Origin of the sequence: Haloarcula sp. CGMCC 1.2071 (assembly GCF_037078445.1) — an archaeon.
GTDB lineage: Archaea > Halobacteriota > Halobacteria > Halobacteriales > Haloarculaceae > Haloarcula > Haloarcula amylolytica.
On sequence record NZ_JAYMGY010000003.1, the window covers coordinates 35,708 to 56,722 of the forward strand.

The following is a 21,015-nucleotide window of genomic DNA, read 5'->3' on the forward strand; positions in this document are numbered from 1 at the left end:
ATGCTGGGGGTGGAACGGTCAAAGTTTTAGCGCCGAAGCGACCGAGCGTATGGTAGTGAACTGTCACCGCGTCCCACGCCAGGCAGAAACCTGCTTGGCCCTTACTACCAGATATGGACCTGCTGACGATGACGTGGCGGGACGTGGGGTTCATGCACTGGCCGGTCGAGCCCGACATCGTCCAGTCGACGCTGCCGGACGGGCTCGCCGTCGACACGTACGACGGGCAGGCGTGGCTCAGTGTGGTCCCGTTCCAGATGGCGGACATCAGGCCGCGAGGCAGTCCGATCGGGCGGTCCTTCGGCGAACTGAACCTCCGGACCTACGTGGTCGCCGACGGGACGCCGGGGGTGTACTTCTACAACCTGGACGCCGACGATCGGCTCAGCGTCACGCTGGCCCGGCGGCTGTTCCAGTTGTCGTACTACCGGGCATCGATGCGGGTCCGGACCGACGGCGACAGCGTCGAGTTCCGGAGTAGCCGGACCAGTTCGCGCGCACCGCCGGCGGATTTCCACGCCACCTACGAGCCGACTGAGCCGCCGTCGACGCCCGAACCGGGCTCGGTGGAGTCGTTCCTCGTGGAACGGTACCGCTTCTACGCCGCGAGCGACGACAGGACGGTGTACTACGCCGACATCGACCACGAGCCGTGGCCGCTTCAGGCGGGACGAGCGGATATCCGGACGAACGGGCTCTTCGCCGCATCGGGGTTCGACAGTCCCGACGGCGAGCCGCTCGTCCACTACTGCGCCGAGATCCCGGTGACTGCGGGGCGACTCCACCGGCTCGACGGGGTCGCCCAGTACACTGATTAGCGTGTCGGCCCCAGTGAGGGTGTGGTCGCCCTCCGTCCGCTGCAGGTCACGCTCGACGACGTTTGCTTCTGTCATTGGCCGGTCCCCGAGACAGCGGTGCAGGCGGCAGTCCCCGACTGGCTCACCGTCGAGACGGTCGACGGCGACGCCTGGGTATCAGCCGTTGCGGCAACTGTCGACCGCGTCGAGACGTTCGGTATCGAGGTCGCCGGGCCGTCGGAGTTGCTCACGGTTCGGACCTACGTCCGCGGGCCGACCGGTCAGCGCGGGGTCTGCGTGCTGGCGCTGTTCGGTGACGACAGGCGGACAACGACGGCGGTTTCGGAGCTGTTTCGCATCACAGTCGGTGACGCTACCCCGCGAACGCTCTCAACGGCCGACCGTCGCCGGGTCCTCGACGCCGGGGAGCGGCGACTGTTCGAGTGCTGGTACACGGCTGGCGGTGAGCCAGTGGCGATTCCACCGGACTCACTGGCCTCGTTCCTCGTCGACCGACAACGGTACTTCACAACCGGGCGCTTCGGGACGCATCTCGTCGGCAGCGTCGGCCACGACCCGTGGCGACTCGACCGCGTTGACGCCACTGTGACCGGGTCAGTACCCTCACTGGTTGATATATCTGATCGTGAGGCAGAGCCGTTAGTCCATCACAGTCCTGGACTTCGGGTTTCGATTGCCCCACCGGTACCGCCCTAGCCGGGACCAGCGGGCAACCTAGCTCCCTTGAAATATAAGTACGGACAGGCCGTTGGGGGAACAAGGACCCTGCCGCCCATATGACATCTGAAAGTAATATACGAACGCTTGTTGTTGACGACAGCGATTTTTTCGCGGAGATGACCGCTGATACGCTCACGCAACAACACGGCATCGAGTCCGTTGCTGCAAACAGCGCTACGGAAGCGCTGGAGCGACTCGACGGGGGCGGGTTCGACTGCGTCGTCAGTGACTACGAAATGCCAGAGATGGACGGGCTGGAGCTCCTCGAAGCGATCAGGGAGACAAACCCGTCTATCCCGTTCATTCTGCTAACCGGGCGAGGGGACGAAGAGACGGCGAGCGCGGCTATTGCGGCGGGAGTCGCCGACTACCTCCTGAAGCTCGAAGTCGTCGAAGACAAGCAGTACGGTCGGCTTGCAAACCGGATCGAGAACGTCGTTTCACAGGAGCGAACGCGCAAGAAGTTCGAATCGCTCGTATCGGATTCGCCGGATGGTATCGTCCACCTGACGACTGACGGGACCCTCCTCTCAGTGAATCCCTCGATGGCACGCAGACTGGGTGCCGACCCCGATGCGCTCATCGGACAACAACTGAGCGAAGTGATGGACAGCGAGGCGGCCAGCCAGCGTCTCGAAGCCGGGAAAAGCGCGGTCGAGAACGGTACTGCGACACGATCCGAGGACGCCGTCGGGGGGCGGCATTACCACAACCAGTATATCCCCGTCGACAGCCACCGCAAAGCAGAGACGTTTCAGTTGGTCTCACGCGACATCACTGAACGCGTCGAACGCCAGCGCGAACTGGAGCGCCAGAACGAGCGGTTAGAGGAGTTCGCCAGCGTCGTCAGTCACGACCTCCGGAACCCGCTGAACGTCGCGCAGGGCGCGGTCGATTTGCTCGGGGAGCCTGCCGACAGCGAAGAGGCCGAACTGATCGCCAAGATCGACCGGTCGCTGGACCGGATGGGCTGTATCATCGAGGACGTACTCACACTGGCACGGCAAGGCCAGACTGTCAGTGATCCGAAGGAGACGGAGCTATCCACGCTGGCGTCGACTGCGTGGACCTGGATCGAGGCGGAACAGGCCTCCATGTCGGTCGAGTCGAGCACGGAACTCGCCGCCGACAGTGGGCGCGTGCAGGACCTGCTGGCGAACCTGTTTCGAAACGCAATCGAACACAACGACGGCGACGTCGAAATCGAGGTCGGACTGCTGGAATCCAACGACGGGTTCTACATCGCGGACAACGGCGAAGGTGTCGAGGAAGACGCCGACGACGTGTTCGAGATGGGCTACTCTTCGACGGAGGACGGAACCGGGTTCGGCCTGGCTATCGTCGAACAGGTCGCCGAGGCCCACGGCTGGGAAGTGTCACTGACTGATAGCGACAGCGGCGGGGCGCGCTTCGAGGTGACGGATGTCGAACTACACGACTGAGACGGACTTTTCACTGCCGGGTTCCGAGGAGGAGTAATGACAGTTGCGGGGGCTATCATCGACCTGGACGGAACGGTGTACCACGGTGACACGCTGTTGCCGGGTGCGGCATCGGCAATCGACGTGCTCAGGGAGCGAGGCCTGGGAATCTGCTTTTTTTCAAACAACCCCATCCACGACGGGAGCGAGTACGTCAAACGATTGCGAGGGCTGGGCGTCGACGCCCGCGAGGGGGAGGCCTGTTCCTCCGGCGTCGTCACCCGCGAGTACCTCGACGGGACCCACGCGGGAGACAACGTGTTCGTCATCGGGAGCGACCAGCTCCGTGCGCTGGTCGAAGGGACGAGCGCGCGCTTAGTCGAGAACCCCGCCGAGACCGACGTGTTACTGGCCTCCTGGACGGACGGCTTCCACTACCACGACATGGTCGACGCGCTCCGGGCCGTCGACGACGACACCGTCTTCCTCGGGACCGACCCGGACCGGACGTTCCCCGGCGAAGACGGCGACCCGGTCCCCGGCTCCGGGGCGATAATCAACGCCGTCGCCGGGGTCATCGAACGGGACCCGGACAGGATACTCGGGAAGCCTTCAGAGATTGCTGTTCAGGCGGCGCTAGAACGACTGGACTGTGCGCCGGCGGATTGTCTCATCGTCGGTGACCGGCTGGAGACGGACATCGCGATGGGCGAGCGGAACGGAATGACGACCGTTCTCGTTCGGACCGGCGTCTCCAACGAGCGGTCGCTGGAACGGAGCGCAGTGACGCCCGATTATGTCATCGACTCGTTAGCAGACATCGAGCAGGTGCTTACATCGCTCGACGAGTGACACGAAACTGGTAATTCACCTGCGACTTTATTTCGACGGCGACCGTAGCTTTGCCTGGTGTTTCCAATGGGCAAAGACATCCTCATGATCGTCGGCGATTTCGGCGAAGACTACGAGATAATGGTGCCGTTCCAGGCGCTGCAGATGGTCGGCCACGAGGTCGACGCGGTATGTCCCGACAAGGAGGCCGAAGAGACGGTCAAGACAGCGATACACGACTTCCGCGGCGACCAGACCTACATGGAGTCCCGGGGCCACGACTTCGTCCTGAACGCGACGATGGCCGACGTGACACCCAGCGACTACGACGCACTGTGTGTGCCCGGCGGTCGCGCCCCCGAGTATCTCCGGACGTACGACGAGGTCCTCGACGCGGTACGGCACTTCTTCGAGGAGGACAAACCCGTCGCGGCGCTGTGTCACGGGCCGCAGATTCTCGCCGCTGCCGACGTACTAGACGGCTACGAGATGACGGCGTACCCGGCCTGTCGCGCCGAGTGCGAGGGTGCCGGCTGCTCGTGGGTCGACGAGGTAGTCACCGACGGGAACCTCGTCACCGGACAGGCCTGGCCTGACCATCCCGAGTGGCTCGCGCAGTTCATGGACCTGCTCGGCGACGAAGTGTCCCACGGTGACCCGATCCCGGCCGACGATTGAACGCATTCGTTGGCTGAGCCATGCAGGATTGAGGAATTCATAACAAACAAATAACGCGGGCGTTTCCCTCCGTTGAGGCGGGTGGGTTCTGGCATAGTGCACCATTACGTTCGCCCGCCTCGTTTTACGTACGCTCGTCGTAACTATCGACAGGGTAGCACCAGATTTGTTACAGAGGGGCACGAAACGTCGGCTGCAATGCCCTCCAACACTTCACCACAGGACGACGACCGCGGCTGTCCGAAGTGCGGCCACACCGGCACTGACGTGGGTAACATCTCAACCACCGGCGGCGGCCTCTCGAAGATGTTCGACATCCAGACGAACCAGTTCCAGGTCGTCACATGTACGAACTGCGGCTACTCGGAGTTGTACCGTGACACAGGGTCCGCGGGCAGTGATCTGGCGGATATCTTCCTCGGCTGACGATGCCCGCCGTAACCGGGCTGTTCCTCGTGATCGCGTCGCTCGCGGTGGTCGCACCGCTGGTCCTGTACGCGCTGGTCCGAAGCGAGCACGATCAGCGCAACGAGATGGATCGCGAGACGGCCGAACGACTGGCCCGGCGTGATACGGACGACGACAGTCGGGTCCGGTGACCAACCCGGGACCGTCGCGTCGATTGCAGGGTTGAGTCGTTCGCGTACTGCCCACACTGATTCAGCGGCGCAAGAGCCTAGTACCGTTGTACCTCTGAATAAACTCCAAACAATGGGAAAGTGTACCGATGTCGAACCTTTTATCATAATTCTCGCACAACGTCCGACCATGGTTGACAAAGAAGACCTCCGCTCACAGTTCGTTGACGCGTTCCAGGAAGCAGACTACCCGATCTCCAGTCCGATGGACCTCGTTCCGGCACTCCCGGGCGGCCCGTCGACGAAGTTCGAGTCCGGCGACTTCTCGATGACAGCGATGGAACTGAACACGAAGCTCAACGGGGAGTTCCCATACGACAACGTCGACGCGTTCGTCGACGACGTCATGGCTTCGCTCGAAGATCAGGACCTCATCTGAGCGGGCCATACCGGCTCCGGCCGCTTCACCGGTCTCGTGCGATAACTCGGGAGATTCCCGGACGAACGGGTCGGTAGCCGTACCCGCCAGACCCTTGAGCTTTATCAGGGCAACGTCCCTAGTTGGTATATGGTCGGTTTGCCGGGGATCGAGACGCTCGTTCGGACGTTCGGACCGTTTCTCATCCCCGCAACGCTGTTCGTTCTGGGTGCCATCGGCTATCTGTTCCTGTGGCTCCTGACACGGAACCGACGAGAAACGTACGCTGCTGACGACTGACGGCGGTCGGTCGAATGTGTCCGGTGCGCACAAAGTTGTTGGAATCGCCAATCTTTTGGGTTAGATTCGTCTAATTTGGTGTATGTTGAGTGCCAAGATGGAGGATTATCTGAAGGCCATCTATCGCCTCGAGCGGGACGGCGACCCGCCGATTGCTCCGTCTACTATCGCCGAGATGCTGGACGTTACGGCACCGACGGTCACCAGTATGGTCGAGAAACTGGCCGACCGCGGGCTGGTCGAACGCGAGAAGTACAAAGGCGTGCGGACGACGCCGGAAGGCGAGACGGTGGCCCTGGAGATTATCCGCCACCACCGCCTGCTTGAGACGTTTCTCACCGAGCAGTTGGGGTACGACTGGGCCGAGGTCCACGAGGAGGCGGAGGTGCTCGAACACCACATCAGCGAGGAGTTCGAGCGCCGGGTCGCGGCTGTCCTCGACGAACCGGAGTTCGACCCCCACGGGGACCCGATTCCCAGCGACTCGCTGGACCCCATCGACGACGAGTCCGCGACGGCGCTGTCAGAACACGACGAAGGGGGACGACTCGAAGTCGCACGGGTCCGGGACCGAGACCCCGACGAACTCACGTATCTCTCCGACGCCGGCATCACGCCGGGAACCGTGCTGACTGTCGAGGAGGTCGCCCCCATCGGGATGGTGACGGTCCAGCTAGAGAGCGGGTCGTCAGTGTCGCTCCCGGACCACATCGCCGACGCGATTCAGGTCCGTGCACCGGACACGCAGGGCGAAGACGGAGTGAGCCAGGCGTGAGCGACGCGACGTGGCTGACAGTGGTAGCGATAGCGGCCGGTGCGCAGTTGGCGGTCCTCCCCGGCGAGAAGGTCCAGTTCATCATCGCCGGGCTGTCGACGCGGTTCAACCCGTTCCTCGTCGTCAGTGCCGCGGGCACGGCTTTCGCCGGCTGGACGGCACTGGAGATCTGGTTCGGTTCCGCGATCACGTCGCTATTGCCCGGCATCGTCCTCGAAAGCCTCACCGCTGGAATGTTCCTGCTGTTCGCGATACTACTGCTCCGCAGTGCCCCGGCGGCCGGCGCGGAGCAACAGGAACCCGCGTCCGGCTTCACCACTGACGGCGGACAGCTAGACGTTCGCGTTCCCGTCGTCGACTGGCAAGTGCCGAACAGGCTCGGCGGCTTCCTGCCCATCTTCGCGATGATGGCCTTCGGCGAGTTCGGCGACAAGACCCAGCTCATTACGATCACGCTCGCCGCCCAGTACAGCGCCCACCCCAGCGCCATCTGGGCCGGTGAGATGCTGGCCATCATTCCGGTGAGCCTCGCCAACGCGCTGTTCTTCCACCGGTTCGCCCATCGCTTCAATCTGCGAACGGCCCACTTCGTCGGCGCAGGGCTGTTCCTGTTTTTCGCCGCCGACTTCGCCCTGAGCGTGACGATGGGGTTCTCGCTGTGGGAAACGATGGTCTCAGGTATCGCGGCGCAGATGGGCGTTTGAGACGGTGTGATACCGGCTGCTGTGTGAACGACAGAAGACTTTTCGAGAACGGCCGAACAGTTCTGGATGATGCCCTCTAGACGCACCGTCCTCACAGCAGGAACACTCTTTGCCCTCTCGGGATGTTCAGCACTCAGTCCTGCGAGCGCTCGGCTTGCCGGCGTGCGGCTAACGAACACCGGTTCGACGACACAGGAGTTCGAATGCACGGTCACGGTCGACCGCGAAACGGTGTACGACGAGACACACACCGTCGCCGCCGAAGAGGACGGCGCAACCGTGGAACTGGACGATGTGCTTCCGGACGAACAAGGGACGATAACGATAGCGACGGCCATCGCCGGGACCGATTTCTCGGAGGAAACGACGTTCGACGACGACAACTGTTACGACGTCGTCGTCGAGTACACCGGTGACAACGTAGTCCACTGGCAGAGCGGGAGCAGCGACTGTGACGCGTTCCGATGACTCGCTCACAGGCCGGCGTGTAGCCACCAACCGCGGCTCTCAGTTGCGACCGTCGGCCCCAGTCGGGGTCGTCGGTCAGTCGTGACTGATGCTGTCGAGTTCCCGTGTCTCATCCGGAGCGGCCGTCTGTCGGACTTTCCCGGCAAGGACCGAGAGGACGTAGATCCCCACGGCGACGAGAACGATGACGCCGCCGGCCGTCGCACCGGCGTAGTACGAGATACCGATGCCGAGCACGACGGCCAGTTCGGCCAGCACAATCGAGACCAGGAGCGATTCCGAGAAGCTCCGGGACACCTGCGTCGCGCCGGCCACCGGAACGACCAGCATGGCCGCGACGAGGATGACGCCCATTATCTGCATCGCGCCGACGACGACGAGCGCCGTCAGCATCACCATGATCCGGTTGTACCAGGCCACCGGGAGCCCGGAAACGGCGGCGGCGGTCTCGTCGAACGTGACGTACAGCAACTGGTTGCGGGTGAGCGCGACCGTTGCGACGATAACGCTGAACAGCCCGAGCATGATGACCGCGTTCTCGGCGGACACCGTCGAGAGGTTCCCAAAGAGGTACTGATTGATACCGACGGCCAGGCCGCCGGCGTTGAGGCTGATGAGGACCGTCCCCAGGGCGAACCCCGTCGAGAGGACGATAGCCATCGACACGTCGTTGTAGGCGTCGGTCGCTTCGGAGATGAGTTCGATGAGCAGCGCCGCGATGACGGCCACGACGACGGCGGTGAGATACGGCGAGACGCCCAGCTCGAAGACGCCGTTGAGAAACAGCCCGACGGCGACGCCGGCGAAGGCCGTGTGGGCAAGTGCGTCCCCGATGAGCGCGAGTTGGCGGTGGACGAGGAAGGTCCCGATAAGCGGCGCGATGACGCCGACGCACAGCCCGACCAGTATCGCCCGGTACATGAAGGTGTACTCGGGGCTGATGAGTTCCAGCCCGGTCAGGTGGTAGAGCTGTGTCAGGAGCCAGTACCACAGTTCGAGGACCGGGACGAACGCCTCGTAGACGCCGCCGGCAAACGCGAGCGTCATCCGTTGCCTCCGGCCAGCGACTGTGCACCCGTCCCGAAGGCTCTGGCCAGCGCCGCGCTGTCGGTGAATTCCGCCGACGGCCCGTCGAAGTAGATTTCACCGTTCAGGCAGATGACCCGCTCCGCGTGTTCGGTGACGGCCTGCAGGTCGTGTTCGATGAGAAGGACGGTGATCCCCTCGGCGTGGAGCGAGTCGAGCAGTCCGTAGAAGGCGTCGACCGATTCGGTGTCCACGCCGACGGTCGGTTCGTCCAGCACGAGCAGGTCAGCCTCGCCCGCCAGCGCCCGGGCGATGAACGCCCGCTGGCGCTGCCCGCCGGAGAGCTGGGTGATTCGCCGGTCGGCGAAGGCCGACATCCCGACTGTGTCGATGGCCCTGTCGACGATACGCCAATCGGCCGCGGAGAGACGGCCGAACCCGACGTGTGGGAACCGGCCCATCTTCACCACTTCGCGGACCGTTATCGGCATCTCCCGGCTCGTCCCAGCGCGCTGTGCGACGTAGCCGACTCTGGCGCCGTCGTCGAATGCCGTCGCATCGACGCCGAACAGCTCCGCAGTCCCGGTATCGGGCTCCAGCAGGCCGAGCAGCAACTGCATGAGCGTCGACTTGCCGGAGCCGTTCGGGCCGACCACGGCGACGTACTCCCCGGCGTCGATACTGACACTGATGTCTTCGACGACGGGCGTGGAGGTGTACCCGAACGACACGTCCGCGAGTTCGACGACGGATGGCCTGTTCTCGTTCGATTCGGTCGTCGCTTCGTCGGCATCGTCTCGGTGGTCTGAGCGCATTGTCGATCTCATTCGAAGTTCCGCCAGGTCTCGCTCCAGCCGTCGGGACCCGCCTCTTCAGGTGCCGTGTTACCCAGAACGACCTCGAACGTCGGCATATTTATCCGATAGGCGATTTCCTCGTAGCCCCAGTCGTTTGCCACCCACTCCTCGCGGACGCCGGCATAGGGCGTCACCGGGTAGTAGGCTTCGACCGGTGTCTCGGCGATGAGCTGCTTTGCGGGCTTGCGCGTCTCGAAGACGCCGGCCCCGATATACCGGATGTCGTTGTCCTCGATGACCGATTTCGCCTCGGTGATGTCCGAGGGCTTCACGTCACCGCTGGCCGCGAGATTGACCACGAGCGGGCGCATCTTGACGCCGTAGCGCGAGCCGATGTACTGGAAGGCGTTGTGTGCCGCGAGCTGGACCACGTCCCTCTCGGCGCGGTCAAAAATCTCGGCGTAGTCCGCGTCGATGCGGTCGAGGACTTCGGAGTTGTACGTCTCGGCGTTGTCCCGGAGCGTGGATTCGGCGTCCGGTGCGAGCGCGACCAGCCCCTCGGTGATGTTGTCGACCGACTGTTTCGCGCGCCGCGGGTCGAGCCAGAAATGGGGGTCGCTGGCCCTGTTCTGTCCGACGCCCTCTTCGTCGCGGTCGAGACTCGCCGCGAGCGATTCGAGTTCGATACCCTCGCGGACGTTGATGAGTTCGGTATCGACGTTGTCGTCTTCGAGCGTCTGAATCGCGCGGTCGGCCCAGGGCTGGAAGTCCGGGCCGACGTGAATGAACGCGTCCGCGTCGATGATATCCCGCGTGATGCTCGCGTCCGGTTCCCAGCCGTGGCCGTGCAGTCCGGTCGGGATGAGGTTCTCGACCGTTATCGGCGTTCCGCGTGCGACCTCGCGGGCGAAGTCGTAGAAACTGAAGAAAGACGCCACCGCGACCGGTCCGTCCGCGCCACTGGTGCCGTCGCTGCTGTTCGATGCCGATTCCGTCCCGCCACCGGTCAGACAGCCGGCAAAGCCGGACGCGAGGCCCCCTGCGCCGGCACTGAGTACCTGCCTGCGGGTGACGCTATACGGCTGGTCGCCACAGGGTTGGTTAGTTGCCATGTGTGAGTTGCTGTCGGAGAAGAATATAATAGTTTCTATCTAATTATAGAATTAGACTAGTCTAATAAGATGCGCCACTCCTGTCTGAAATGTGATCTTTGGCACAGGAACAAGCGGACACAACGAATAAACCGGTGCTCGAAGTTGGTCCGATATGCCCGGACTCGACGATACCGATCACGAAATCCTCCGACTGCTGCTCGAAGACGCCAGACGACCCTACAGCGACATCGCCGAACGAGTGGACCTCTCGGCCCCTGCGGTCTCCGACCGCGTCGACCGGCTCGTCGAAATGGGACTGATACAGGGGTTTACCGTCGATGTCGACCGCTCACTGTTACAGGCCGGCGTGCCGGTCCTGATCGAAGTAGACGCGAAGCCGGGTCGGGCCGCCGACATCGCTACAGCGGTCAGCGACGCAGACACCGTCGAGCGGGTCTATCGGACCGCCGGCGGCCGGGTGGTACTGGCGGCGAACGTCTCCCAGTCCGACGCGAGCGAACTCCTCGCCGAACACGTCGACCTCGGGGACGTGGACCGCTACGAGGTGCGGATGATCGCAGACAGCGAGTGGACCGTCGGGCTGGGTGCGGCGGAGTTCGCGCCCGACTGCGCGGAGTGTGGCAACTCCGTCGACGAGGAAGGCGAACAGCGCACGCTCGACGGGGAGCGGTACTACTTCTGCTGTGGGTCCTGTGCGGAGCGGTTCGTCGACCAGTACGAGTCGCTGAAAGACGGGGTCTGAGCTGCGAGTGGTGCTTCGGAATAGTGTCTAAGCGACTGTTTGAGTTCACTTCTGAATCTAGTAGTCGAATCTGACCTTCGAATCGAAGGCACAAACCGCATGAATATGGGGGGCGTATAGTAAGACAAGATGAGTAACCGGACCACCCGGCTCGAACTGACGGGAATGAGCTGTGCCAACTGCGCGGGCACGATCGAGGAGTCGGTGGGCGAGTTGGACGGGATTGCGTCCGTCGACGCGAACTACGCCACCGACGAGGGGAGCGTCGAGTACGACCCTGACGTGGTGTCACTGGCTGATATCGTCGCCGCCGTCGAAGACGCTGGCTACGGCGTGGCGACGGAGACGGTGACCGTCGGCATCACCGACATGTCGTGTGCGAACTGCGCGGACACCAACGAGGAGGCGCTTGAAGCGACCGCCGGCGTCATCGAAGCCAGCGTGAACTACGCCACCGACGAGGCCCAGGTCACCTACAACCCGGCCGATGTGTCGCGTGCGGACCTCTACGACGCCATCGAGTCCGCCGGCTACACGCCTGTCAGAGAGGGTAGCGGGAGTGAAAACGTCGGTGACGGCTCCGGCGGGGAACAATCCGGCGTCGACCGCCGCGCCGCCGCGCGCGACGAGGAGACGCGCAAACAGCTCCGGCTCACGCTGTTCGGAGCGGTGCTCTCGGCCCCGCTCCTGCTGTTCATGGCGGACCACCTGTTCTCGCTCGGACTTATCCGCGATACGATTCTGGGGGTTCCGCAGGGCTGGGTCGCCTTCGCGCTCGCGACGCCGGTCCAGATTCTGCTGGGCAAGCCGTTCTACGAGAACTCCTACAAGGCCTTGGTCAACAACGGCCGGGCGAACATGGACGTGCTCATCGCCCTGGGCTCCTCGACGGCGTACCTCTACTCGGTGGCCGCGCTGTCTGGCCTCATCGCGAGCACGGGCCTGTACTTCGACACGGCCGCGCTGATTCTCGTGTTCATCACGCTCGGGAACTACCTCGAAGCCCGCTCGAAGAGCCAGGCCGGGGCCGCCATCCAGCAACTGCTTGAGATGGAGGCTGACACGGCAACGGTCGTCCGCGAGGACGGCAGCGAGGCGGAGATTCCCATCGACGAGGTGGGGGTCGGGGACCGGCTGAAAGTCCGCCCCGGGGAGAAGATTCCGACGGACGGCGTGGTCGTGGACGGCGGCTCGGCCGTCGACGAGTCGATGGTGACCGGCGAGTCCGTTCCGGTCGAGAAAGGCGAGGGCGACGAGGTCATCGGCTCGACGGTGAACCAGAACGGCGTCCTCGAAGTCGAGGCGACGAAAGTCGGCTCGGAGACCGCCATCCAGCAGATCGCAGAGCGGGTCCGGCAGGCCCAGTCCCGCCAGCCCGACATCCAGAACGTCGCCGACCGCATCTCGGCGTACTTCGTCCCGGCGGTCATCGCCAACGCCGTCCTCTGGGCGGTGCTGTGGGCGGTCGCGCCGGAGACGCTGGCCGCGGTCGTCGACGCGCTCCCGCTGTGGGGACTGGCCGCGGGCGGGCCGGCCGGCGTGGGCGTAAGCGAGTTCGCTATCGTCGTGTTCGCCTCCGCCGTGCTTATCGCCTGTCCCTGCGCGCTGGGGCTGGCAACGCCCGCCGCGACGATGGTCGGGACGGCCATCGGCGCGCGCAACGGCGTCCTGTTCAAGGGCGGCGACGTGCTCGAACGGGTACAAGACGTCGATACCGTCGTCTTCGACAAGACGGGGACGCTGACGAAAGGCGAGATGGAACTCACAGATGTCGAGGTCGTCGGCCCCGCTACCGACGGCGGGACGCTCAAGCCCGAGCGCGAACGGACCGAGGAGTTCGTCCTCGAAGTCGCCGCGAGCGCCGAACACGCCAGCGAACACCCGCTGGCCGAGGCCATCGTCGACGGTGCACGCGAGCGCGGTATCGAGGTCGAAGACCCCGACGAGTTCGAGAACGTCCCCGGCCAGGGCGTGAAAGCGACGACGCGCCACGGCCGCGTCCTCGTCGGCAACCGGAAACTGCTGTCCGAGGCCGGCGTCGACACCGCACCGGCGGAGGACCGGATGGACGCCCTCGAACGAGAGGGCAAGACCGCGATGCTGGTCGCGCTGGCCGAGGACGCAGGCGGCGACGGCACCGGGGACGACAGCGGCTCGGACTACCGGCTCCTCGGCATCGTCGCCGACGCCGACACGGTGAAAGAATCCGCCAAGGCCGCTGTTAGCGGCCTGCGCGAGCGTGGACTCGGCGTCTGGCTCATCACCGGTGACAACGCGCGGACCGCGCGCGCTGTCGCCGAGGAAGTCGGCATCGACCCCGACAACGTCATGGCCGACGTGTTGCCGGAGGACAAGGCCGACGCCGTCGACGAACTCCAGAGCGACGGCGACCAGGCGATGATGGTCGGCGACGGGGTCAACGACGCGCCGGCGCTGGCCGCCGCGAGCGTCGGCTGTGCCATCGGCTCGGGGACCGACGTGGCAATCGAGGCCGGCGACGTGACGCTGCTCCGGGACGATCCCGCCGACGTGGTCAAAGCCATCCGGATATCCGAGGCCACGCTCCAGAAGATAAAGCAGAACCTCTTCTGGGCGCTCGGATACAACACGGTGATGATTCCGCTAGCCTCGCTGGGACTGCTCCAGCCGGTGCTGGCCGCCGCTGCGATGGCCGCCTCGTCCGTGTCGGTGCTCGCAAACAGCCTCGCGTTCCGCCGCTACACGCCGGATTCGGAATACCGGCTGTTCGGCTTCCTCCGTCGCTGAGCGGGGACCGTCTCCAGCAGACTCATTTGTCGCCGGGCCTCACTTGCGAACAGTGACTGCCGAGGAGCGTATCGCCGACGAGCCGACGGGACAGACAGTGTCACAGCCGGGCGGTGTCGGCGTTCGGCTTCGGGCCCTCTGGCGAGCGCTCGTCATCGTCTGGCAGTTCGTCCCGCTGCTCTGGCAGTGGGGCCGGGACCGCAAGCGGTTCCTCCTGTTCGGTCAGTCCCGGTCGGTCGCGCCCGAGACGCGGACGCGGCGCGCTCGCTACCTGAAGAACACGTTCGTCGACCTCGGTCCGGCCTTTATCAAGCTCGGACAGATGCTGTCGACCCGGCCCGACGCCCTGCCGCGGGCCTACGTCGACGTGCTCTCGGAGCTACAGGACAACGTCCCGCCGGACGCGTGGGCTACTATCGAGCCTGTCATCGAACGGGAACTGGGGGACGACATCGACGCGCTGTTCGAGGAGTTCGACACGGCGGCCATCTCCGGGGCCTCGCTCGGGCAGGTGTACGAAGCGCGGCTCGACGGCCAGCGGGTCGCCGTGAAGGTCCTCCGACCAAACATCAGAACGCGCGTCGAATCCGACCTGCGGGTGCTGTCGACGCTGCTGCCGGTGCTCACCTACGGCGCTGACCCGGGCCAGGCGTTCACGCTGGAGAACCTCACCGAGGAGTTCGCGACGACGGTCCGCCGGGAGATGGACTACGGCCACGAGGCGCGGATGCTCCGGGAGATCGGCGACAACTTCGCAAACGACGACGACGTCGCTATCCCAGACGTCGTCGAGAGCCACTCGACGGACCGCGTGCTGACGATGACCTATCTCGACGGCGTGAAAATCGACGACGTGGAGCGACTGGACGAACTCGGCATCGACCGCCCGGCGCTCGTCCGGCGGCTCGAGGAGGTGTACATTCAGATGATCGTCGAGGACGGCCTCTTCCACGCAGACCCCCATCCCGGCAATCTGGCGGTCCAGCCCGACGGGACGCTCGTCTTCTACGATTTCGGGATGACCGGCTACCTCGGTCCCCGGACACAGGACCAACTGCTTGATTTCTACGTCGGACTGGCGACCGACGACGTGGACCGCGTGATGGACGCCTTCGTCGAGATGGGCGCGCTGGACCCGATGGCCGACCGTGAGGTGATGCGGGAGGCCTTCGACATCGTCATCGAGCAGTTCCGCGGCGAGGACATCAGCGAGTACCGCATCGAACAGCTGGTCGGCCAGTTCGAGACGCAGCTGTACGAGTTCCCGATGCGCCTGCCACAGGACCTGGCGCTGGTGGTCCGGGTAACGACGGTACTCGAAGGCGTCTGTCGGACGCTCGACCCCGAGTTCGACTTCATCGAGATCATCTCCGAGTACGTCATGGAGCAGGGCGCCGGGGACGACGTCCGGGAGCAGATCAAGACGGAAATCCAGGAGGCGGTGACGGACTCGACCCGGTCAGCCGTGCGGACAGCGCCGAAGATAGAGAACGCACTCGACAGGGTCGAGCGCGAAGAACTGCTCGTCAAGACCGTTCTCGAAGACTCCGACGGACTGAGCCGGGTGCTCGCCAAGCGGCTCCTGCTCGGTATCGTCGCCAGCGCCGGCGTGCCGGTGAGCGCCTACCTCTACACCGTGAACGGGATCCAGCCTGCCGGGCTTGCGCTGGGCGGGAGCGCCGCGGTGCTCGGGATTCTCGCGTGGTCGTTCCGCCGACGCCGCGGGCCGGCGCTGTCGTCGCCGCAGTTCACCCGCCACGAGATGCAACAGCGGCAGGCGGCCGACGCTGCAGAGGGAGAGGAGTAGCTGAACGGCGCTCGCGGCAGTACGGTCGCGCTCAGAGTTCGTCAGCGGCTGCCATCTTCCGAATCTCTGCGGCCCGCTCGCGTATCTCCGTGAGTTCCTCGTCGCTTTTGTTGTCGACGTGGCTGTACATCAGCCCCATCCGGTGATTCGACCGGAGCGTGTCCTCGTTTCGGGCAAGGAAGTCCCAGTACAGCGCGTTGAACGGACAGGCCCCCTCACCGGTCGTCTTCGTCTTGTAATACGGACAGCCCGAGCAGTAGTCGCTCATCTTGTCCACGTAGTTCGCCGACGAGGCGTAGGGTTTGGTGGCGAACACGCCCGCGCCGTACAGCCCCATCTCGACGACGTTCGGCGTCGTCACCCAGTGGAAGGCGTCGACGTAGCCGGCGTGGAACCAGCGGTTTAGCTGGGCCGGCTCGACGCCGTAGATGAGCCCGAAGTTCGCGAGAATCATCAGCCGCTCGATGTGGTGTGAGTAGCCCCGCTTCCGGACGCCGTCGACCACGTCGGAGAGACAGGCCATGTCGGTGTTCCCGTCCCAGTAGAACTCGGGCAGGTCCGCACTCGCGCCGAGCTGGTTGGCCTCGGCCAGGTCCGGCATCTCCCGGCGGTACACGTGCCGGAGGAACTCGCGCCATCCGAGCACCTGTCGGACGAACCCTTCAACGCTGTGCAGCGGCGCGTCGCCGTCCTCGTAGGCGGCGATAGCGCGTTCAATGACCTCGTCAGGGCCGAGGAGTCCCAGATTGAGCGACGTGGAGAGCAGACTGTGGCTCATCGCCCACTCCCCCTCAAGCATCGCGTCCTGGTACGCCCCGAACGCCGGTAGTCGGCTCGTAACGAAGTGGTCCAAGGCTCGGACGGCCTGCCGCCGAGTGACCGGCCAACGGAACGGGTCGGGGTCGGCCCAGTCACCGCCGTAGGGCTGCTCGTCGTAGCTGCCCTCGAACGTTTCCTCGACCCACTCGATGACATCCCGGGTCACGTCGTCCGGCTCGAACAGCGGTGGCTCCGCTGAGGTCCACTCATCGGGTGGCGTCTCCCGGTTCTGGTCGTCGTAGTTCCACTCGCCGCCGACGGGGTCGCCGTCGGCCATCAGATAGCCCGTTTCTCGGCGCATGAACCGGTAGAAGTCCTCGTGGCGGTAGCGTCCGTCCCCAACCCACCCGTCGAACTGTGAAGGGGGGCAGAGGAAGCGTTCGTCGGGGACGAACTCGACCGCTCCGCCAGCGTCGGCAACCAGTGATTCGAGCCGCGCCTGCGCGGACTCGGTCTGTGGTCGGTGAGTTACGAGCGTGTCGTCCGGATGGGCTTCGAAGTGTGCCGCCAGTCCGTCCTCGAAGGTCTCCGTCTGGCGGTACTGGACTGTCCGACCGGCGTCCCGGAGGTCGTCGCGAAAATGCCGCATTGCGCTGAACAGCAGAATCAGCTTGTGTGGGTGGTACGGCAGTTTGCGGGCGAACGACTGCGCCTCTATCAGGAGCACCGGCTCGTCGGGTCGGTTGTCGACGGGGCCGGACCGGCGGAGGAGGTGGTCGCCCCGAAGCCAGACGGTCATTTGTGTACGGACACTCCCATTGGCTGTACTGTGGGCCCGAGTCCGCATCAATCCCCGTCCGAACTGTGTTGGTATCGCCACACTGCAGGGCGGTACAAACCTCAATTATTGTTCCCGTCCAAACGACAGAAACGACTTCCTTATAAGTGAAGAGTCATAACTCTAGTTGCATGACAGACGACCTCGACAGGCGGACGTTCATCCGCGCGACGGCAGCCGTATCAGGCGCTGGACTCCTTGCTGGCTGTGGCGGGTCCGGCGGCGATGGTGGCAGCGGCGAAACGGAAGCCACCGAAGCAGAGGAGATGGCGACCACTGAAGCCGAGGAGATGGACACCGAGAGTAGCGGTGGGATGGAGACCGTCGAAGCATCGAGCGAAGTGGCGGACTACGTCGGCGAGTCGTCCAACTTCGACGGCAACACGGTCGTGATGACTGACCAGGACGAGGTCTCCGTTGCAGTCGGTGCCGAGGGGAACGGCGGCGCGTTCGCCTTCGATCCGCCCGCGATCAAAGTCTCGACCGGAACGACGGTCGTCTGGGAGTGGACCGGTGAAGGGGCCGGCCACAACGTCAAGTCCGAAGGCGACGGCCCGCTCGACTCGGGCTCGGCTGTCTCAGAGGAAGGGACCACCTACGAGTACACGTTCGAGGAAACCGGCACCTACCTCTACAACTGTGTCCCGCACAAGGCGCTCGGGATGGTCGGCGCAGTCGTCGTCGAATAACCCATAGTTAGCGGCCAGTTTTTATCGTTTTACTAGCGCGGAGCGACTGGTGACGTACAGCGAGTACGCGATGACCGCGAAGCCGACCGCGGTGAGCGCGTTCTCGAAGATCAGTGCAGCGTTGGTACTCAGGCCGAACAGCTGGTCAGCGACACCGGCGGTGAGCGACCCGACAGTAATGGTCGCGAATCCAATGGCGAGATAGGTGAGTCCGGTCGCCCGTGTTTTCAGTGCCGCGCGGGTTGCGAAGTAGGTGATGAGCCCGCCAAGCAACACTGTCACAGTCTTGAATCCGATGACGATGAGAGGGATATCTCCGTTCATAGTTCCTCGCTGACGCGCGACCACAGGAGTGCAAGCCGTTCGCTCGGCCGCTCCTCGGCCGGCAGAACGTCGATCTCGAACGCGCCGTCGGCGTCGACGCCAACGAACACGCCGCCACAGTCCCGGACGTACGCCGTCGCGTGATGGCCGTCGGGGCGCACCTCCGTCTCCTCGGCGACCAGTTCGGCCTCGCTCAGCTGTTCGAGCTTCCGGTACGTGCTTGTCTGGGGCAGATCACAGACCGAGGCGACCTCCTTGGCTGGCAGCGGCTCGTCGAGCACCCTGAGTATGTCACGACAGTCAGGGTCGGCGAGGGCGTCGAACAGCGCCTGTATCTCGCTCGCGTCGTTGTGTGCCACGGAGGGGCCCTCTCAGGTGGACGGTCGGGGGTGGTTCTGCGGGCGGTTCGATTTCGATATGGCGGGGCAGCGACGTGAAACCTGTGGGATACTGCGACTCCGGAGTCCTGCGATACTCCGGTAGCAGCTCCCACCCAGTGTCGGGAATATAAAACACCCTCAGATAAAGGGCGACCGTTTGTTTCCAGAATCTGGAAAGGGCACACCCCCTTTTCTAACACCCAATAACAACAATTAGCTTGCTATGCAACGGCCCTCCACTCGCAGACAGTTTCTCGCAGGCACAGGATTGGCAGCCCTCGCCGTTACCGCCGGGTGCGTGTCCTCGGGGAGTAGCTCTGAGCCAGCGGCGGAAACCGGTACCGAGACCGCGACCGCTACCGAAACCGCTACAGCGACCGAAACTGCAACGCCTGAATCGACACCCGAGTCCCTCGACGACTGGCTCGACGACGCCAACGGCTACGACGGCGAGATTCGCAGATACGGACCACAGTCCCGACCGACAATTATGCTTGGCGAGGAGACAGACGGTGGACTGGCGTTCAGCCCACCGGCCATCGAAGTTCCGCCGATGACAATAGTCCGATGGGACTGGACAGGACACGGCGGCCAGCAGAACGTCGTCGCGCTCGACGGAACCTTCGACAGCGGCCGGACGAACGCCCAGTCCGGGACGATGTATCACTACTTCTTCGAGGAGCCTGGCGAGTACCGCTTCGTCTCCGAACCCCATCGCGACGATGGCATGAAAGGTGCGATTATTGTGAAAGAGCCGCCGAGTTCAGGCAACGCAACTGTCGACGAGTGGCTCGCAGCCGCGAGTAACTTCGACGGCACCATTGCCGACCGCACCGACACTGACACTGCAACTGTTACGGCCGGTGCGGACGGCAACGGCGGTCAGTTTGCCTTCGACCCGCCTGCACTGAAGGTCTCGACTGAGACGACCGTCCGCTGGGACTGGACCGGCGACGGTGGCCCGCACAACATCGTCTCCAAAGGCGATGGCCCGCTCGATTCGGAACTCGTCGCCGACGAAGGGAGCACCTACGAGCATACGTTCGAGGAGACTGGAACGCATCTGTACTCCTGTAAACCCCACGAAGGAGTGGGGATGAGAGGCGCAGTCGTCGTCGAATAGCAATCATCGCGGACTAGCTTCGGAACTGCCGTGCTGGCCGCCTATGGGATCTTGACGCTGTGTTTGAGCGTGCCGATACCTTCGATTTCGACTTCGACCTCGTCGCCGTCGTCCATCGGTCCGACGCCTTCGGGCGTCCCCGTGGCGATGACGTCGCCGGGCTCTAAGGTCATATACGACGTTATCTCCGTGATCAGTTCCGGAACGGAGAAGATGAGATGCTCGCGGGAGGAGGACTGCTTCGTTTCGCCGTTCAGTCGGAGTTCGATGCTTGCGTCCTCGGGAACGTGCTCCGGTGTCGCGACGAGCGGGCCGATGGGACAGGCGTTGTCGAAGGCCTTGCCGCGGACCCAGTTCTGTTCCCGTCGCTGGTCGTCGCGGTTCGAGATATCGTTGACGCAGGTGTAGCCCGCGACGACGTCCATCGCGCCCGATTCGCTGACGTTCCGGCACTGCTCACCGATGACGACGCCGAGTTCGGCCTCGTAGTCGATGCGCTCTTTCCCCGAGGGCATCGTGAGGTGCTTGCCGTGGGACGCGACGGCGTTCGGAGCCTTCAGGAACAGCATCGGCCTGTCCGGGAGGTCCGAGTCCATCTCCTCGGCGTGGTCGGCGTAGTTGCGCCCGATACAGACGACTTTCGTCGGCTCGCAGGGCGGGAGGATGTCCACTTCGTCGGGGTCGTAGGACTCGTCGCCAAAGGCGATACGGCCGTACGGTCCGGCAGCGGCGGTGACGACGGGCTCGCCGTCCTCGACAGTCCAGCGGCCCCCCCGGACGTTCCCCGCGGTATCACGGAATCGAACGCGCTTCATGTCACCGTTCTCTCAGGGCCGACAGATAAGCGTTTAGGAGGGGGAAACCGGACCACAGCGGGCTGTTCGACGGCTGTCTACCCGGCCATCGTCGCCTGCGGTGTCGCGGTGTGCGGGAGTGTG

The 21,015-nt window shown here is 64.2% G+C and carries 24 protein-coding genes; 17 read left to right on the forward strand and 7 right to left on the reverse strand.

The window, feature by feature from the left end; all coding sequences use genetic code 11:
* The first annotated feature begins 113 nt into the window (after positions 1-113).
* The 12 genes from VI234_RS07465 to VI234_RS07520 all read left to right on the forward strand — a co-directional run bounded on the left by VI234_RS07465 (position 114) and on the right by VI234_RS07520 (position 7,711).
* Complete coding sequence (locus tag VI234_RS07465; protein ID WP_336329655.1) at positions 114-818, forward strand: YqjF family protein; 705 nt, start codon at positions 114-116, stop codon at positions 816-818.
* A gap of 21 nt (positions 819-839) precedes the next feature.
* On the forward strand, positions 840-1,514 hold the full coding sequence (locus tag VI234_RS07470) for a DUF2071 domain-containing protein (protein ID WP_336329656.1): 675 nt from the start codon (positions 840-842) through the stop codon (positions 1,512-1,514).
* A gap of 80 nt (positions 1,515-1,594) precedes the next feature.
* On the forward strand, positions 1,595-2,980 hold the full coding sequence (locus VI234_RS07475; RefSeq protein ID WP_336329657.1) for a response regulator: 1,386 nt from the start codon (positions 1,595-1,597) through the stop codon (positions 2,978-2,980).
* Between the two features lie 36 nt (positions 2,981-3,016).
* On the forward strand, positions 3,017-3,811 hold the full coding sequence (locus VI234_RS07480) for an HAD-IIA family hydrolase (RefSeq protein ID WP_008309822.1): 795 nt from the start codon (positions 3,017-3,019) through the stop codon (positions 3,809-3,811).
* A 66-nt stretch (positions 3,812-3,877) separates the two neighbouring features.
* Complete coding sequence (locus VI234_RS07485) at positions 3,878-4,468, forward strand: DJ-1/PfpI family protein (RefSeq protein WP_008309823.1); 591 nt, start codon at positions 3,878-3,880, stop codon at positions 4,466-4,468.
* A 198-nt stretch (positions 4,469-4,666) separates the two neighbouring features.
* Complete coding sequence (locus VI234_RS07490) at positions 4,667-4,894, forward strand: zinc ribbon domain-containing protein (protein ID WP_008309824.1); 228 nt, start codon at positions 4,667-4,669, stop codon at positions 4,892-4,894.
* Between the two features lie 2 nt (positions 4,895-4,896).
* Positions 4,897-5,067, forward strand: a complete 171-nt coding sequence (locus tag VI234_RS07495; protein ID WP_008309825.1) for a hypothetical protein — start codon at positions 4,897-4,899, stop codon at positions 5,065-5,067.
* A 169-nt stretch (positions 5,068-5,236) separates the two neighbouring features.
* Positions 5,237-5,485 carry an MTH865 family protein gene (locus VI234_RS07500; RefSeq protein WP_008309827.1) on the forward strand — a complete coding sequence of 83 codons (249 nt, stop codon included), beginning with the start codon at positions 5,237-5,239 and terminating at the stop codon, positions 5,483-5,485.
* Positions 5,486-5,614: 129 nt separating this feature from the next.
* Positions 5,615-5,764: a hypothetical protein gene (locus VI234_RS07505; protein WP_008309829.1), complete on the forward strand. Its 150-nt coding sequence runs from the start codon at positions 5,615-5,617 to the stop codon at positions 5,762-5,764.
* Between the two features lie 82 nt (positions 5,765-5,846).
* Positions 5,847-6,539, forward strand: a complete 693-nt coding sequence (locus VI234_RS07510; RefSeq protein ID WP_049942917.1) for a metal-dependent transcriptional regulator — start codon at positions 5,847-5,849, stop codon at positions 6,537-6,539.
* The gene (locus tag VI234_RS07515; RefSeq protein ID WP_008309834.1) at positions 6,536-7,243 is read left to right on the forward strand and encodes a TMEM165/GDT1 family protein; all 708 of its coding nucleotides are present in this window, start codon (positions 6,536-6,538) and stop codon (positions 7,241-7,243) included. Before VI234_RS07510 ends, VI234_RS07515 begins: the two co-directional genes overlap by 4 nt.
* Before the next feature lie 69 nt (positions 7,244-7,312).
* On the forward strand, positions 7,313-7,711 hold the full coding sequence (locus tag VI234_RS07520) for a hypothetical protein (RefSeq protein ID WP_049942918.1): 399 nt from the start codon (positions 7,313-7,315) through the stop codon (positions 7,709-7,711).
* Between the two features lie 75 nt (positions 7,712-7,786).
* On the opposite strand, the gene VI234_RS07525 is transcribed toward VI234_RS07520, so the two are convergent.
* The 3 genes from VI234_RS07525 to VI234_RS07535 are packed head-to-tail and all read right to left on the reverse strand — an operon-like array spanning position 7,787 to position 10,646.
* Positions 7,787-8,758 (reverse strand): metal ABC transporter permease, encoded by a 972-nt coding sequence (locus VI234_RS07525; RefSeq protein ID WP_008309836.1) that lies wholly within the window; start codon positions 8,756-8,758, stop codon positions 7,787-7,789.
* Entirely contained in the window at positions 8,755-9,552 is a 798-nt protein-coding gene (locus tag VI234_RS07530) for a metal ABC transporter ATP-binding protein (RefSeq protein WP_008309838.1), read from the reverse strand. Before VI234_RS07530 ends, VI234_RS07525 begins: the two co-directional genes overlap by 4 nt.
* Positions 9,553-9,560: 8 nt before the next feature.
* Positions 9,561-10,646, reverse strand: coding sequence for a metal ABC transporter substrate-binding protein (locus VI234_RS07535; RefSeq protein WP_336329658.1), 1,086 nt, complete (start codon positions 10,644-10,646; stop codon positions 9,561-9,563).
* 154 nt (positions 10,647-10,800) lie between these two features.
* Between VI234_RS07535 and VI234_RS07540 the strand changes: the two genes are divergently transcribed.
* The 3 genes from VI234_RS07540 to VI234_RS07550 all read left to right on the forward strand — a co-directional run bounded on the left by VI234_RS07540 (position 10,801) and on the right by VI234_RS07550 (position 15,964).
* Positions 10,801-11,391: a winged helix-turn-helix transcriptional regulator gene (locus VI234_RS07540; RefSeq protein ID WP_008309842.1), complete on the forward strand. Its 591-nt coding sequence runs from the start codon at positions 10,801-10,803 to the stop codon at positions 11,389-11,391.
* Between the two features lie 129 nt (positions 11,392-11,520).
* Complete coding sequence (locus tag VI234_RS07545) at positions 11,521-14,157, forward strand: heavy metal translocating P-type ATPase (protein WP_336329659.1); 2,637 nt, start codon at positions 11,521-11,523, stop codon at positions 14,155-14,157.
* Positions 14,158-14,209: 52 nt separating this feature from the next.
* Positions 14,210-15,964, forward strand: a complete 1,755-nt coding sequence (locus VI234_RS07550) for an ABC1 kinase family protein (protein ID WP_336329660.1) — start codon at positions 14,210-14,212, stop codon at positions 15,962-15,964.
* Positions 15,965-15,995: 31 nt separating this feature from the next.
* On the opposite strand, the gene VI234_RS07555 is transcribed toward VI234_RS07550, so the two are convergent.
* Positions 15,996-17,522: a cryptochrome/photolyase family protein gene (locus tag VI234_RS07555; protein WP_336329661.1), complete on the reverse strand. Its 1,527-nt coding sequence runs from the start codon at positions 17,520-17,522 to the stop codon at positions 15,996-15,998.
* A 170-nt stretch (positions 17,523-17,692) separates the two neighbouring features.
* On the opposite strand from VI234_RS07555, the gene VI234_RS07560 reads away from it, so the two are divergent.
* Positions 17,693-18,250: a halocyanin domain-containing protein gene (locus VI234_RS07560; RefSeq protein ID WP_336329662.1), complete on the forward strand. Its 558-nt coding sequence runs from the start codon at positions 17,693-17,695 to the stop codon at positions 18,248-18,250.
* 21 nt (positions 18,251-18,271) lie between these two features.
* Here VI234_RS07560 and VI234_RS07565 read toward each other — a convergent pair whose 3' ends face one another.
* Both VI234_RS07565 and VI234_RS07570 read right to left on the reverse strand, forming a co-directional pair.
* Complete coding sequence (locus VI234_RS07565) at positions 18,272-18,574, reverse strand: DUF7521 family protein (protein WP_336329663.1); 303 nt, start codon at positions 18,572-18,574, stop codon at positions 18,272-18,274.
* Positions 18,571-18,933 carry a winged helix-turn-helix domain-containing protein gene (locus VI234_RS07570; RefSeq protein WP_008309854.1) on the reverse strand — a complete coding sequence of 121 codons (363 nt, stop codon included), beginning with the start codon at positions 18,931-18,933 and terminating at the stop codon, positions 18,571-18,573. The genes VI234_RS07565 and VI234_RS07570 overlap by 4 nt, the downstream gene beginning before the upstream one ends.
* 319 nt (positions 18,934-19,252) lie before the next feature.
* Between VI234_RS07570 and VI234_RS07575 the strand changes: the two genes are divergently transcribed.
* The gene (locus VI234_RS07575; protein WP_049942920.1) at positions 19,253-20,077 is read left to right on the forward strand and encodes a halocyanin domain-containing protein; all 825 of its coding nucleotides are present in this window, start codon (positions 19,253-19,255) and stop codon (positions 20,075-20,077) included.
* A gap of 41 nt (positions 20,078-20,118) precedes the next feature.
* Here VI234_RS07575 and VI234_RS07580 read toward each other — a convergent pair whose 3' ends face one another.
* Positions 20,119-20,892: a fumarylacetoacetate hydrolase family protein gene (locus VI234_RS07580; protein WP_008309856.1), complete on the reverse strand. Its 774-nt coding sequence runs from the start codon at positions 20,890-20,892 to the stop codon at positions 20,119-20,121.
* Positions 20,893-21,015: the final 123 nt, after the last annotated feature.

Bases quoted from the DNA above. Each gene is read 5' to 3' on its own strand.
- VI234_RS07465 (WP_336329655.1), top strand. From the start codon at position 114: ATGGACCTGCTGACGATGACGTGGCGGGACGTGGGGTTCATGCACTGG.
- VI234_RS07475 (WP_336329657.1), top strand. From the start codon at position 1,595: ATGACATCTGAAAGTAATATACGAACGCTTGTTGTTGACGACAGCGAT.
- VI234_RS07480 (WP_008309822.1), top strand. From the start codon at position 3,017: ATGACAGTTGCGGGGGCTATCATCGACCTGGACGGAACGGTGTACCAC.
- VI234_RS07485 (WP_008309823.1), top strand. From the start codon at position 3,878: ATGGGCAAAGACATCCTCATGATCGTCGGCGATTTCGGCGAAGACTAC.
- VI234_RS07490 (WP_008309824.1), top strand. From the start codon at position 4,667: ATGCCCTCCAACACTTCACCACAGGACGACGACCGCGGCTGTCCGAAG.
- VI234_RS07495 (WP_008309825.1), top strand. From the start codon at position 4,897: ATGCCCGCCGTAACCGGGCTGTTCCTCGTGATCGCGTCGCTCGCGGTG.
- VI234_RS07500 (WP_008309827.1), top strand. From the start codon at position 5,237: ATGGTTGACAAAGAAGACCTCCGCTCACAGTTCGTTGACGCGTTCCAG.
- VI234_RS07505 (WP_008309829.1), top strand. From the start codon at position 5,615: ATGGTCGGTTTGCCGGGGATCGAGACGCTCGTTCGGACGTTCGGACCG.
- VI234_RS07510 (WP_049942917.1), top strand. From the start codon at position 5,847: ATGTTGAGTGCCAAGATGGAGGATTATCTGAAGGCCATCTATCGCCTC.
- VI234_RS07520 (WP_049942918.1), top strand. From the start codon at position 7,313: ATGCCCTCTAGACGCACCGTCCTCACAGCAGGAACACTCTTTGCCCTC.
- VI234_RS07525 (WP_008309836.1), bottom strand. From the start codon at position 8,758: ATGACGCTCGCGTTTGCCGGCGGCGTCTACGAGGCGTTCGTCCCGGTC.
- VI234_RS07530 (WP_008309838.1), bottom strand. From the start codon at position 9,552: ATGCGCTCAGACCACCGAGACGATGCCGACGAAGCGACGACCGAATCG.
- VI234_RS07535 (WP_336329658.1), bottom strand. From the start codon at position 10,646: ATGGCAACTAACCAACCCTGTGGCGACCAGCCGTATAGCGTCACCCGC.
- VI234_RS07540 (WP_008309842.1), top strand. From the start codon at position 10,801: ATGCCCGGACTCGACGATACCGATCACGAAATCCTCCGACTGCTGCTC.
- VI234_RS07545 (WP_336329659.1), top strand. From the start codon at position 11,521: ATGAGTAACCGGACCACCCGGCTCGAACTGACGGGAATGAGCTGTGCC.
- VI234_RS07555 (WP_336329661.1), bottom strand. From the start codon at position 17,522: ATGACCGTCTGGCTTCGGGGCGACCACCTCCTCCGCCGGTCCGGCCCC.
- VI234_RS07560 (WP_336329662.1), top strand. From the start codon at position 17,693: ATGACAGACGACCTCGACAGGCGGACGTTCATCCGCGCGACGGCAGCC.
- VI234_RS07565 (WP_336329663.1), bottom strand. From the start codon at position 18,574: ATGAACGGAGATATCCCTCTCATCGTCATCGGATTCAAGACTGTGACA.
- VI234_RS07580 (WP_008309856.1), bottom strand. From the start codon at position 20,892: ATGAAGCGCGTTCGATTCCGTGATACCGCGGGGAACGTCCGGGGGGGC.